At 59.2% G+C, this 13,508-nt stretch carries 11 protein-coding genes; 4 read left to right on the top strand and 7 right to left on the bottom strand.

Translation table 11 applies throughout. From position 1 onward, the window contains the following. The first annotated feature begins 5 nt into the window (after nt 1–5). The 4 genes from GRI91_RS04550 to GRI91_RS04535 all read left to right on the top strand — a co-directional run bounded on the left by GRI91_RS04550 (nt 6) and on the right by GRI91_RS04535 (nt 6,458). Entirely contained in the window at nt 6–1,262 is a 1,257-nt protein-coding gene (locus tag GRI91_RS04550; protein WP_160735462.1) for an MFS transporter, read from the top strand. A gap of 106 nt (nt 1,263–1,368) precedes the next feature. Next, complete coding sequence (locus GRI91_RS04545) at nt 1,369–2,619, top strand: MFS transporter (protein WP_160735461.1); 1,251 nt, start codon at nt 1,369–1,371, stop codon at nt 2,617–2,619. A gap of 20 nt (nt 2,620–2,639) precedes the next feature. Further along, nucleotides 2,640–4,022 carry a zinc-binding metallopeptidase family protein gene (locus GRI91_RS04540; RefSeq protein ID WP_160735460.1) on the top strand — a complete coding sequence of 461 codons (1,383 nt, stop codon included), beginning with the start codon at nt 2,640–2,642 and terminating at the stop codon, nt 4,020–4,022. 96 nt (nt 4,023–4,118) lie between these two features. Beyond that, nucleotides 4,119–6,458: an acetamidase/formamidase family protein gene (locus GRI91_RS04535; RefSeq protein WP_337190315.1), complete on the top strand. Its 2,340-nt coding sequence runs from the start codon at nt 4,119–4,121 to the stop codon at nt 6,456–6,458. Nucleotides 6,459–6,531: 73 nt separating this feature from the next. Here the strand turns inward: GRI91_RS04535 and GRI91_RS04530 are convergent, their stop codons facing one another. The 7 genes from GRI91_RS04530 to GRI91_RS04500 all read right to left on the bottom strand — a co-directional run bounded on the left by GRI91_RS04530 (nt 6,532) and on the right by GRI91_RS04500 (nt 13,421). Further along, a complete protein-coding gene (locus GRI91_RS04530; protein ID WP_160735458.1) occupies nt 6,532–7,344 on the bottom strand; it encodes a TauD/TfdA dioxygenase family protein in 813 nt (270 codons plus the stop codon). Next, nucleotides 7,334–8,338 (bottom strand): bile acid:sodium symporter family protein, encoded by a 1,005-nt coding sequence (locus GRI91_RS04525; protein WP_202385463.1) that lies wholly within the window; start codon nt 8,336–8,338, stop codon nt 7,334–7,336. Before GRI91_RS04525 ends, GRI91_RS04530 begins: the two co-directional genes overlap by 11 nt. Nucleotides 8,339–8,443: 105 nt before the next feature. Continuing rightward, nucleotides 8,444–9,454, bottom strand: coding sequence for a helix-turn-helix domain-containing protein (locus GRI91_RS16315; RefSeq protein WP_160735456.1), 1,011 nt, complete (start codon nt 9,452–9,454; stop codon nt 8,444–8,446). Then, complete coding sequence (locus tag GRI91_RS04515; protein WP_160735455.1) at nt 9,435–10,526, bottom strand: acetamidase/formamidase family protein; 1,092 nt, start codon at nt 10,524–10,526, stop codon at nt 9,435–9,437. The genes GRI91_RS16315 and GRI91_RS04515 overlap by 20 nt, the downstream gene beginning before the upstream one ends. A 43-nt stretch (nt 10,527–10,569) precedes the next feature. Beyond that, the gene (ygiD, locus tag GRI91_RS04510; protein WP_160735454.1) at nt 10,570–11,352 is read right to left on the bottom strand and encodes a 4,5-DOPA-extradiol-dioxygenase; all 783 of its coding nucleotides are present in this window, start codon (nt 11,350–11,352) and stop codon (nt 10,570–10,572) included. Between the two features lie 162 nt (nt 11,353–11,514). Next, nucleotides 11,515–12,000: a VOC family protein gene (locus tag GRI91_RS04505; protein WP_160735453.1), complete on the bottom strand. Its 486-nt coding sequence runs from the start codon at nt 11,998–12,000 to the stop codon at nt 11,515–11,517. A 224-nt stretch (nt 12,001–12,224) separates the two neighbouring features. Further along, nucleotides 12,225–13,421 (bottom strand): aromatic ring-hydroxylating oxygenase subunit alpha, encoded by a 1,197-nt coding sequence (locus tag GRI91_RS04500; RefSeq protein WP_160735452.1) that lies wholly within the window; start codon nt 13,419–13,421, stop codon nt 12,225–12,227. Nucleotides 13,422–13,508 lie beyond the last annotated feature (87 nt).

The raw sequence follows: 13,508 nt of genomic DNA, 5'->3' as shown, positions 1-13,508 counted from the left end.
TCCGGGTGGGGGCCGCGCGCGATCATAGCAATCCGGGCACGCCGCAGGAAAGACGCGGTATTCTGATCGCCACCACGGTCGGCAATGGTCTCACCACCACGCCGGCCGTCCATGCGGTGTTCGGCACATTCCTGATCCCGCTGTCAGAAAGTTTCGGCTGGTCACGCGCCAGTATCTCGGTGGTACTGGCTATTCTGGCGGCGACCTGCGCGGTAGGTTATCCCATCGCAGGCCGCTTTGCTGACCGGCATGGCACGCGGCGGATGCTGCTGCTTGGCAATGTGCTGTTCGCTGCGTCGATCGCGGCATTGGCGCTCTCCAATGGCAGTCTCGCCCTGTTTTACGTCACTTTCACGTTGATCGGGATTTTCGGAGCCATTCCCAGTACGCCTATCCTGTCGAAAGTGGTGGCCGAGTGGTTTCCCCATAATGGCGGCACCGCGCTTGGCTTTACGGCTGGGGTCGGCAATGGAATCGGCTCGGTCATCATGCCGGTCGCCGCCGCGCTGCTGATCACGCATTATGGCTGGCGCGCTGGTTATCTGGGCATGGGGGCCATTGTCTTGCTGGCCGGCTTGCCGGTCATGTATTTCCTGCTGCGCGATGCGCCGGGCTATGGCGGGGCCAACAGTCACGAGGATAAGCCGGCAATCGGCCGCGACGATCTCGATCTGAAGTCAGCCCTGCGGTATCGCAGTTTCTGGCTGATTTTCGTGTCGCTGGCTGCCGGGGCCGGTATCCTGACGGCGATTTTCAGCCATGTCGTGCCCATCCTGCAGGATCGCGGCGTGGGTATTGGCATGGGCACCACGGTCCTGTCGGTCTTCGCGCTGGTCGGGGCGCTGTGGCAAATAGTCTCCGGGCGCATTCTGGAGAAGGTCCGCGGTCCTCTGGTGCTCGCGCCGATGTATGCGATGGCGCTCGCCGGGCTGCTGTTGCTCGAATATGGGCATGGCGCGCCGCTGCTTATTCTGGCGGGCGTATTTCTGGGTGTGGCTCTGGGCGCGCAATATAGCGCGCTGCGTTATCTGGTGATGCGCTATTTCGGAGTCGGCCATTTTGGTGTCATTCTGGGCATCATGTATTCGGGCGTGATCGTTGCGCAGGGCATCCTGCCAGTCTTGTTCGACGCATCCTTCGACGCGTGGGGCAGCTATCGCAGCGCAATCAACATTGCCTGCGTGGTTTTGGCAGTGGGCACAGCGTTGCTTTTATGGCTTCCGCGCTACCGTCTGAGTGAAGGACGGCTGGCCGCGTCATGAGGAAATCAAAAGATAATCTCTATATGGGCGTTGAGCGTCAAGACGAGCAGTTTGCCGAGGAGCACACTTTGTCTCATGATTCGAGCAACCGCCGGGGAGCATCCCAATGACATTTGAAGGCCGCGCCAGAATACTCGTGCTTGCGGCATTCAGCCTGCTGTACTTCCTGCTGATGGCCTGCACCTTCAATTCACTGGGGGTCGTTCTGCCTTATATGGTGCAGGATCTGGGCTGGAACTGGGCTGCGGCTGGTCTGGGTTTCACCCTGCTGGGAATTGCCTGCGGCATCACCAGCGTTCTGCCTGCCATGATGACGCGCCGCATCGGGGTCAGTTTCACTCTGCTGTGCGGCGGCACGATCCTGATGGCCGGCTTCCTCTGCTTTGCAATGACCGAAGGCACGCTGCTCTATTACATCGGCGCGTTGCTGGTCGGCTTGGGCTTCTCGCTTGCCGGAACGGTGCCGGCTATCCACGTCATTTCTCAGATCTTTGTGAAGCGTTCCACCGCGATCGGCTTCTATTTCACCGCTGGTGGGCTGGGATCTGTGTTCGGTCCCCTGCTGGTCTATGCCACGCAGTATTTTACCTCAAATTGGCGGATTTACTGGGTCGGCGCTGCAATTACGGCGATGCTGCTTGGCCTGTTCGCCGCCAGCGTCACGGCCACGCGCAACCAGACCAAGCTGGAAGTAGACGTTGATGATGAGAGCGGTCCGGTTACGGGTTGGAGCGCCAAGGCTGCTTTTCGGAAGCCGCAATATTACGTGATCGTCGCAGTCTATTCGGCATTCCTGCTGATCAACACCACCGTGCACGGATTTGCCGCCCAGCATATTTCCGAAACCGGTTTCAGCATGGGCGTCGCGGCGACCCTGCTCAGCGCATCGGCTCTGGTGAGTGCGGGCGCATCGACCATTGCTGGTCTGGCGGGCGAAAAATTCGGCCCGCGCGAACTCACCATGCTGTCGATGGGGACCATGGTAAGCGGGACGATCGCCCTGGCGGTCGGCGGCAGCTGGATCGCCATGATCATCTTTGTTGTCGGCCTCGGCATCGGCATGGGCTTCAGCTATGTCAGCACGGCGATGCTGCTGCTCGATTTCTTCGGCAAACGCGCCAATCTCGAACTATATTCCGTGATGTGCGTCATATCGACCAGTGCAGCGGTGGGGCCAGCCATTGGTGGTTTGATCCGCGATGCCGTGGGCAGTTTTCAAATCGTCTTTCTGGCCTGCGCGGCGCTGGGCTTCCTGTTATTGCTTGTCCTGATGCGTTTGAAGAAACCGGAACTTGGCCAGGCACCGCAGGCCCAGGGTGCAGATGCGGCTCAGCTGGCCGAAGCGCGCATCAGCTGACATCAGGCGAGGATATTTCAATGTTCAACAAAACAGCCTTCGCCGACCCGGCGGACGCCCCATACACTGTTTCCCAGGAAGAATGCGCCGCTATTGAAGCCGCTATCGACCAGGATGAACTGGTCTCGCTGGCGCTGGAACTGGGCAATATCCATTCGGTCTCCCGCTATGAGGCCGAAGCCGCGCAATATGTCTATGACTGGATGGGACGTGAAGGCTTCAGCCCGCGCAAGGTCGGCGCCACGCCCGAACGCCCCAATATCATCGGCCAGCTGGGCGGCACTGCACCGGGCGCCAATCTGCTGTTCACGGCGCATCTGGATACGGAAAGCCCCAGCGGTGATCCGCAGCAGGATTCTTATCGCTATCGCCAGAGCACGCTGAACGACCGCGAATGGAAAGAGTGCTGGCTCGATGAAGAGGGCCGGCTTCGCGGCTACCCCATTTCCAACGATCGCGGCCCCATGGCCTGCACGCTGATGGCGGCCAAGGCTCTGCGCAAGGCGGGCATTGAACCGGCTGGCACCGCATGGATTACCGCCTGCCCCGGCGAAATCGGCCCCGAGCCGATCGAGGAATTTGAAGGCATCGATTATCTGGGCAAGGATATCGGCGCGCATTATCTGTTCCATCATGGCGGTGTGGCACCCGATTACGCGATTGCGGCAGAGGGTACGGATTTTGGCATGACCTGGATGGGGGCGGGCTACGCCGTGTTCCGCATCCGTCTGTTCGGCACCGGCATGTTTACGCCCATTCTGGATATTCCGGAGAAAGTTTCCGATCATGGCAATCCGATCTACCGGCTTGGCCCGGTTATCGAAGCGTTGCATGAATGGGGCCGGGACTGGGCGGCCAATGGCGTTATCGAAGGGCGCGGGGGGCGTTCCGAACCCAAGATGCAGATTGCATCGATCCGGGCCGGTGTTCCGCAGGATTTCGGCGCTGGCACGGAAGTGTGCGCGCTCTATGTCGAAGTGGCGCTCAATCCGCGGCAGAAGGCGGCCGATGCACAGCATGGATTGAGTGCTGTTATGCGGAAAATGGATGTGGCCGGATTTGACATCATGCCGGTGGTCGTGCGCCATGGTTTTGAGGCGGATGATCAGGCCGTGTCCCCGCTCGCAGGTGCCGTGGATGCCGCCACCCGATTGGCCCGGCAGGCGCCGGTCGAGCGCGCCCATCCAGTTTATTCCAGCATGTGGCGCGACCACAACGTGTTCAACATGCACAGAATACCGGCCGTGACCACCGGAATGCCCCGCTGGCGCCCGACACCCGCCGATATGGTTTCCAGCACGCTGATCTATGCGCTGACGATGCTGTCGGTATGTGGTAAGGGTGATGCCTCGCAGCTCGGCGGCGGATCATCCAGCGTGTACGGAGATGAGACACCGTTCTGAACCCGAACCCGATTGAATTGACGCGGCATCAAATGAATGTCAGTCGTTGCGTAATCGGCAGAGACCGGCAGGAGGGACGAGCCTTAACAAGAACGGGTGGCATCCTTGCGATTTACAACTAACGCCTATCCTAAGGAGCGGCGCGCCAGTGAATGGCGCTTTGCGCTTCAGCGTCTTTCGATCACGTCACAGGGCGGGGACGAAGCGGCGCTCTATGGCGAATTGGTCCAGTTTCGCAGCACGATCGGAATCAGTTTTACGCGCCTGACCGCGACGGCGCAGGAATATGTCTTCGACTTCAGCGATCAGCCGGGGTCACTGTGGCTGACCGTGCTGCTGGATGGTTCGGGCCATATGATGGCCGGCAGTGACCAGACAGCCTTGCATGATTCCGATATCACTTGCGCCAGAGGGGAAGCGGTTGCGCGCCATTCCTTTGCTGGCGATCATCGATTGCTCCTGGTGCAAATACCCGCATCGCTGATTGATCAGCGGTTGAAAACGCCGCTGCCCAATTCTCCCCGGCGTATGGCCGCCGATGCCGGTGCGGCGCGTGTGCTTTCGGGTATGCTCCGGTCGCTGGGCGATATGCTGGGCGATGCGGAACCAGAACAGCTGCGCCCGGTAGAGCTGGCCTTACCTGAATTTCTGCTCGCCAGCCTGCTGGACAACGCGCCGCCGCGCGCTTTGGGCGGTGCAGCCGGTATGAGGGCCGCCTTGCTGGAGCGGATCTTCCAGACGATCGAGATGCGGCTCAGCGATCCCAATCTCAATTATCAGCAAGTCGCGACGGAGCACGGCATTTCGCCGCGTTACCTGCAAAAGCTGTTTGAAAGCATCAATGACAGCTTCGGTCACTACGTAAAAGTCCGGCGGCTTGAACGCTGTCGGCTCGATTTGCGCAGCCCGCTGCATGCGCAGAAATCCATTTCGGATATTCTGTTTCAGTGGGGCTTCAACGATTCCGCGTCCTTCAGCCGAGCATTTCGTGAACAATATGGGATGAGCCCGCGCGAATATCGCAAATTGCCGGAAGTGGATGAGGAGATGCAGGAGCAGATCCTGCGGCGTGGTCGTCCGACGCCTACCGGCAAGGGCAAACCACCACCCGAAACTCCGCTGGAGGATGAGGATATTACCGTCGGGATTGAGGATCTTCCGGTACAGGATGACCCCCGAACTGATGGGCTGGTGCGCCATCACTTTCTTCCCGTCAGCCCGAATACGATTCATTGGGGCTATTTCAGTTCTTCCCTGAAGCCTGTGCTGACCGTCAGTTCGGGCGACTTCGTCACGGTGGAAACGCTGACCCATCACGCCAATGACGATCCGGAACGGATGGTCGAGGGGGATCGGGGCGCGGAAAGCGTGTTTCATTGGACGGATAAGGAGAAAAACGTCAATCGGCGCGGGGCCGGACCGATGGATGCCAGCGCGGTCGGACGCGGGCCGGGTGAGGGGTTCGGCGTGCATATCTGCACCGGTCCCATAGCCATTCCCGAAGCGCAGCCAGGCGATATTATCGAGGTCAAGATTCTTGATCTCAAACCGCGAGAAAGCGGCAATGACCGGTTTCAGGGCAAGGCTTTCGGATCGAATGCGGCGACCTTCTGGGGCTTCCATTTCGAGGATATGCTGACCGAGCCGAAGCAGCGCGAAGTCATCACGATCTATGAAGTGGACAGCGCAACCGGCCGCATGCCCAGCGCGCATGCCGTCTATTCCTATCGCTGGACGCCGCAGACCGACCCCGATGGCCGGGTTCATACACGGTATGATTATCCCGGCGTCCCGGTTGATCCGGCGACGATTGAACGGAATTACGAATTCCTGCGCAATGTCGAAATACCGATCCGCCCGCATTTCGGCGTGATCGCGCTGGCACCCAACACTTCCGGGCTGGTGGATTCGGTGCCGCCCAGCGCCTTTGGCGGAAATCTGGACAATTGGCGCACCGGCCCGGGATCGAGCGTCTATCTGCCCGTACAGGTGGCAGGGGGATTGCTGTCACTGGGCGATCCGCATGCCAGCCAGGGCGATAGTGAATTGTGCGGAACGGCCATTGAATGTTCAATGACCGGTCTGGTGCAGATCATTCATCATCCGGCGGGGGAAATGCGCGACCATTTGCGTGACCTTGATTACCCGCTGATCGAAACCGCGAGTGAATGGGTGATCATGGGGTTCAGCCAGACCGATTATCTCAAGGAACTGGGCGAAAGCGCACAGAGCGAAGTCTATAAGCGTGCATCCATCGATGCGGCGATGCGTGATGCATTCCGCAAGGCGCGCCGCTTCCTGATGACGACCAAGGATCTGACCGAGGATGAGGCGATTTCGCTGTTATCGGTCGGGGTGGATTTCGGCATCTCGCAGGTCGCCAATGGCAATTGGGGTGTGCATGCGATCATCCGTAAGGCCCTGTTCGCGGCCTGACCGGCATTCGCGGCCTTGACCGGCGCCAGTTGAGGGTGGGGATGCTGTAGGAGCCTCTCCACCCGGCACCGAATCAATAAGGTTTGTCGCCGGCAATGGTGACGCGGTAGCCTGAGCGGGTTTCGGGGAAATAATCCCAGGTCGCAAAATGCTGGGTGCAGCGATTGTCCCAGAAAGCGATCGAATGCGGTTGCCAGCGGAAGCGGACCTGAAAATTCGGGTTCTTCACATGGTCGAACAGAAACGCCAGCAGGGCATCGCCTTCTGCCTTGGGCAGCCCGTTGATCTTGGTCGTCTTGGAAGCGTTGACGAACAGGCATTTGCGCTTGGTCACCGGATGCGTGCGGATCACCGGATGGGTGTTGCACGGATAGGTCTTCTCCACATCAGGGAAGAGCTCGCGGTAGATGTGGTTGGAATCATGCACTGCAGTCAGCGGCTCGAGAAAGGCCTTCATCTCATCCGACAAAGCGTCATAGGCGGCATACATGCTCGACCACAGCGTATCCCCGCCGACAGGTGGCAATGTGTGCATATACAGGATGGAGCCCATGGGCGGCTCCTCATATTCGCTGAGGTCGGAATGCCAGTTTTCCCCCGCTACGAAGGTGGACTCCGCATCCGCGTGGATCTTCACGATCTCGGGGTAATCATCCAGTCCGGCAACGCCGCTGTGATAGGCGAGTTCACCGAAGGCCCGGCCAAGCCGTATGTGGCTGTCATGGTTCAGCTTCTGATCGCGGAAGAAGATCACCTGGTGTTCCATCAGTGCATCGTGGATTTCACTCTGCGCGGAATTGGACAGCGGTTCGTTGAGGTCGACGCCGAAGATTTCAGCGCCAATCGACTTGGTCACCGGTCTTACATCGATGGTTTCATACGGCATGGGCTTTTTCTCCTGAAACATTTGCATTGGCCTCTGCCCGCCGGCCATAGGCTTGGGCGAGAGCGGCGCAGACGAGCAATTGCAATTGGTGGAACAGCATGAGGGGCAGGACCATCACGCCCACCTGAGCTGGCGCAAACAAGGCACCGGCCATGGGGACACCGCTGGCCAGACTCTTCTTCGATCCGCAGAAGACCAGCACCGCTTCATTCTCGTGCGATTGATGGGTCAGCCGTGCGATGAAACGCGTGAACAGCAGCACTGCGCCGAGCAAAATGCTGCTCAGAATGGCAATTGAGATCAGATCCCAACCTGAAAAACGCTTCCACAAACCTTCCACCACGGCGGCGCTGAAAGCGGTATAGACCACCAGCAGGATAACCCCGCGATCGGCCCGCGAGACCAGACTGCGGTGTTTGTCGATAAACCCGCCGACCAGCGGCCGGGCGAGGTGGCCGAGGATAAAGGGCAGCAAAAGGGTCGTGGCCACGCTGATCAATGCGGAGAGGAAGAAGTTGCCCTCTGCCGATTGGCCATGCAGCAGCAGGGCCGCCAGCATCGGCGTGAGCACGATACCCAGCACATTGGAAAGCGAGGCACTGCACACCGCCGCCGGGACATTGCCATGCGCCATGGCGGTCATGGCGATGGAGGATTGAACCGTGGAGGGCACGATGCACAGGAACAGAAAGCCTGCGACAACCGCTTCATCCAGCCAGGGTGACAGGGCCGTTGTCATGCCGAGCCCCAGCAAGGGAAACAGAATGAAGGTCGTCGCCAGCACCATCAGATGAAGACGCCATGCGCCCAGACCGGCGACGATTGCCGAGCGGGAGAGCTTTGCACCATGCATGAAAAACAGCAGGGTGATGCCAATGTCGGTCAGCCGGTCGAATAAAGGTGCGGCCGAACCCCTGGCTGGAACCAGCGAGGCAAAAGCCAGCGTCACCAGAAGCAGAAGCAGAAATTTGTCGGGGCGAAAGCGAGCAAGCATTTTCAATGGGTGGTCCTGCCGGAGAATAGTGTGTGTCTGCGCTGAATATGCGCGCGTGTCTTGTCGCTGACTGCGCATCCCCTTGTCGAGATGCGATTTCTCCGATCACGCATTTTCGCTGTGCCTGACCCCGGCCTGTTTGCGCACTTCCCGCGGGCTTTCCTCGAAGCGGGCGCGAAAAGCCCGGCTGAAATGGGCGGATTGGTTAAATCCCCAGCGAAAGGCGATTTCTGAAATCGTCAGCTGCGCGTGCAGCGGACTGACCAGATCGGCGCGGGCACGGTCCAGTCGGCGTGCCTTGACATAACTGCTCACCGTTTGTCCGGCGCGTGAGAACAAATGCTGGAGATAGCGGGTGGAAACACCTTCATCCTGGGCGATGGATGATAATGACAGGTCCGGCTCACCCAACTGGGTTTCAATCCGGCGACAGATGCGGTCAAACTGGCGTGCGCGGGCACCGGCGGCACCGCCCCGTCCTGCAGCGCCTCCTGTACGGGCCAGTGCAGCCACCAGCAATTCGGTCAGGGCGCTTTCAATCGGGCGCAGGTCGCCCTTGCGCCCCTCCGCCATGCCGTGCGCAAAGCTGCGCAGCAATTCCAGCAAACCATGTTCGAGATAGGTTTCCGGGTGCAAAACCGAAACGCTCGCTTCCATGGGGGAGAGCAGCCGTGCATCGATCGCCACACGCGGTATGCGCACGAAGAGATGGCGCCACGGCGTAGTGAAGGTCAGTTCAGCATCCACCCCGGTGGCCCCATGTATCAGCATCTGATCATTCAGATGACTCTGATCCTCACCATAGCGGATAAAGGCCTGACCGCTTAGCAGCAGGCCGAGCCACAAACCGGCATCGCTGTCTGGCAATTGTCCGGAAATGCTTTGCGGCCCGCCCGCCACCAGTGCGAATTCGAACCCCATCGGGGAAATGACCGCGGTGACTTGGCCCGTGGCGGCGGCAATGCTGTCCGGTTCTGCGAAGGGCAGGTGCAATCGCCGCATGGCTTCCGCCCATGCGGGGCCGCGCTCCGCAATGGGGAGCGCGGCTGCATCGAAGGACCAGGCTTCGCGATTTCCCGAAGCCTGCCCTTCCTGATTACTTAGGATCTTTGACACTGCCTTTGGACGGAAAAATGCCGCGGTCGATCCGCGCATGAATACCCTGCGTCCCGTCAACCACCTGCGTGATGCCGAAGTCCGCTGCGACGCTCATCAAAGAATAGGCGTCATGTTTTGACAGTCCCTGATGTTCGTTCAGCAAATGGAGCATATCCATCGATGCGCCTTTCATGGCGACATCCAGATCCTCTCCGAAACCATGGACGATCCAGTGGTCGGGGGTTTCGAGCAGCGGGGAGGGGAAGGAGAAATCCTTGCGCAGAATAATCTGGAACAGCACGTCGAGCGAAGCCTCGATCGCGGTGCCGCTGATTTCTCCGTCGCCCTGGCTGATATGCGGATCGCCGATGGAGAACAGGCCGCCTTTGACCTGCACGGGATAATACATCCGCGAATTGGCACCGATCCGCCAATTGTCGATATTGCCGCCATGAAGGCCCGGCGGGATCGTGCTGACCGGCGCATTCACGGCGGGCGCGACGCCGGCGGTGCCAAGATGCGGACGAGCCGGGATGGAGATGCCTTCCAGTGCGGATTGGCGATCGCAATGCGGGCAGTGCGTTATCCGGCCCGGAATGAGATATTTCTCTTCCACATCATAGGCATAGAGCGCATGGGCCGTGTTGTAATTCTCGTCCAGCTCGTAAATCGTGACGCGTTCGGTCTCGCCGAATTCTTCGTAGAGATGCCCCCAATTGGCCTGCAGATTGGAGCCATACCGAAAGCGCGGCGTCATCTGGAAATAGCGCACTTCCAGCATATCGCCAGGTTCTGCGCCCTCCACATGGATCGGGCCGGTCATGATATGAACGCCGGGTGCGCGGGTGCTGGGGTCGATTTCCGTGAAGATCCGCTGAATATCTTCGTCAAACATCAGTTCCGGATCATCACCAGCGTGATGGGTCACGGCCTGCGCCTGAATCAGGTCGCCACTCTTGACCGTCAAGGCTGGCTTCAATTCGGGGGAGAAGAACCCCCAATGCACCGTTTCCGGTGTCGCCCGAAGCCTGTGCAAGGCTTGTGGCTGGACCTCGTTACGCTGCGCACCGTGCGCACAAATCAACGCCATGGAAATCCCCCTGATTGGTTGGATAAAATGTGTGGATCGCGCGTCATTGTGCGCCGATCAGAATGCTCGTCATGCCAAGCGACTTGTGCTGGATGAAATTGGGCTCCAGCTCGACTGCTTCGTCAGGATGACGCGCACCCAACATGTAAAGCAGTGGCCAGAAATGGTCGGGTGTGGGCACGCTGCGGCGTGCGTCTTCGCCCAGCTGCGCGAAATCGATCACGGTTTGCGGCCGGTCATCGACGACGGCGTCGAGCATGGTGTTGTTGAAGCGTTCGGCCCAGTCATACGGCGGGGCATCGGGATTGCCCCAATCCATGGCCGGCAGATTATGCACGATATTGCCGGTGGCCATGATCAGCACGCCTTCATCGCGGAGCGGACGCAGCATTTCGCCGACCTGCCAATGTTCGGCGGTGCTCTTATTCACATCCATGCCCAGCTGGACCACGGGTATATCCGCATCGGGAAAGGCGTGGACCAGCACCGACCACGTACCGTGGTCGAGCCCCCACTTCTGATCGAGCGCAACGGGCATCGGATCGAGCAGGTCCTTCACCCGCAAAGCGAGTTCCGGGTCGCCCGGTGCGGGATATTGCACATCGAACAAGGCCTGTGGGAAGGCGCCGAAATCATGAATCGTGCGCGGATTGTCCATCGCGGTGACGGCGGTCATCCGGGTTAGCCAATGGGCAGAAATGCACAATATGGCGCGCGGTTTACCGATCCGGTCCGCAATCGTTTTCCAGCTTTGCGTGGTGGCGCTTTGCTCGAGGGCGACCATGGGGCTGCCATGGCCGAAAAAGACGATGGGCATGCGGCTCATGCTGTGCGCTCCCCGCAGAAATTCACTTGTTTTTCCCGTGCCATTGCAACCCGTTCATGTGGCCGATCCGTGTGGACTTGATGATTGAAAACTATGGTGGCGGGGGCGTGCCGGTCTTGCATCTGTGCGCACAACCTGTTGGCACGCCCCTCTGCGAGCCGATTATTCGCGTGTGTAATCAGCGGGTACGTCGGGGCTGTCGCCGCCCTTTTCCCAGAGTATGATTTCATTGCCCCAGGGGTCGGCAAAGGCATGGTTCAGGCCGTTGAATTCGGCCCAGTAATGCTTGCGCCACAGGATCGTGGCACCGCGATCTTCGGCCCTTTTCAGGACGTCTTCAGGCTTTTCATCATCGTCGAGCAGAATCCAGACGCGCGGTTTGCGGCCATCGGTTGCCAGTTTGAAGGGGGCCTGCGGTGCCGGGTCGGGATGGGGCCGCATATTGGCGGCATCGTTGATCCCAAGGTGCAGATTGCCGATCTGGCTGTCGCTGCCATCCTTGTTCTTGAAGAAACCGCCGGGGACCATGCGGTGAAACACGCCCTCAGGCCGAGGGTCATTTTCCCAGCCAAGCACTTCGGCGTAAAATTTGCCCGCGGCAGACGGATCATCCGATGGAAGATCGACGAAAATCAGCGAATTGGCCATATTTGTGAGTCTCCGCTCATAGCTGTTGAAGTGCCTGCAGCGCTATCAGCGGGAGGGGCGTTGTGCCCTGTCAGCCGGCGAACAATTTATTGACTATGCGCGCGCCAGACATGCCTTCGCGGCCCAAAAGCAAAAAGCCGGCCTCCAAAAAGGAGACCGGCTTCGCGTGGGAGTACGATGATAAAAGTCGGGCTGACCCGGCAGAGGGTCAGACCAAAATTGGATCAGGCCCGCAATTTGGTCACGGGGGCAGACGGTCCGCGCTGGCGATCCCATTCGTCCCAGTACCGATCGACCAGCCATTGATTGAACTGGCGCTGTGCATCTTCCTGCCAGCTATAGCGGCCACGCGGGGCGAATTTCGAATTGAGCCCCTGCTGCACCAGCAGATCGACATGCAGATCCTGCGCGACGATGTCGGCTGTGTGTTCGTCATTCATGGTGCGCTTTTTCTCGAATTCCGGATCTTCCAGCGCCTCTGGCAGGTACAGACTGCCGAAAGTGAGGCCGTGTTTGTCCGGTCCGCGCGCATCCATGATCAGATAGATCACCACATCATTGAGCACGACCAGCGACAGCGTCGGCGGCAGATTGACGAAGAGCAGACGGTTCTGTTCCTCTTCAGTCAGTTTGGGGAATATGGGGAACAGTGCCTTTTCGGTGGGGTTGAAGCTGGCATTTTTATGGGTGGAGCCATTCAGCCGGTAATAGCCGGCGGTTTCCTTGGGCACTTCGGGGAAGCTTGCCATTGAGCTGGGAATATAATCATGCAGGCCCTGATGCAGGCGGCTGGCGTGGTAGCCGTCATTGTTGTTTTCAAACTGGACCTTCCAGTTCCAGGCATATTCATGCGCCACCGGTTCCGGGCCGCGCAGCTTTTCGAAATCATAATTGGCCACCACGCTTTCCAGCGGTGCCATACGGGAGGAAAGCGACGGCGCTTCAGGATCGAAATTCACGAAGACGAAGCCGTGCCAGACTTCAACTTGCAACTTCGGCAGGTTGTTCTTCGCCTTGTCGAAATTGCAGGTCTTGCTCATGGCCGGGGCGCCCACCAGCGTCCCGTCGAGATCATAGGACCAATGGTGATAGGGACAGACAAAGCCGCGCGAATTGCCCTTGCCCTCTGCCACCAGCATGGCGCGATGCTGACACACGGCGGACATCGCTTTCAGCTCGCCATCACGGCCACGGGCGAGGATGATCGGTTCACCGGCATGGCTGGTGGTGAAATAGTCACCCGATTCCGGCACCCATTCCTGACGGCCGACACACAGCCATTCGCGATAGAAGAGAGCCTCTTTTTCGAAGCGGTAGAATTCGTCACTCGTATAGATTTCAGGGGGCAGCGTTTCCGCTTCCTCTGTCGGCTTGACCGAGCTGGCAAAGCTGTCGAAAAACTGGTTGGTCAAAAGCGTCATCGCATCACCTCTTCATGAGAAGGTCCGTCTGGGATGCTGAAACCCTACCCCTTGTTTCCCAACCATGCTTTGCAGGGCGCGTTCTAA

The sequence above is a fragment of the Altericroceibacterium endophyticum genome (genome assembly GCF_009827595.1).
Lineage (GTDB): Bacteria > Pseudomonadota > Alphaproteobacteria > Sphingomonadales > Sphingomonadaceae > Altericroceibacterium > Altericroceibacterium endophyticum.
The sequence above is the reverse complement of the archived record's forward strand: the minus strand, read 5'-3'. Positions and strand labels throughout refer to the sequence as shown.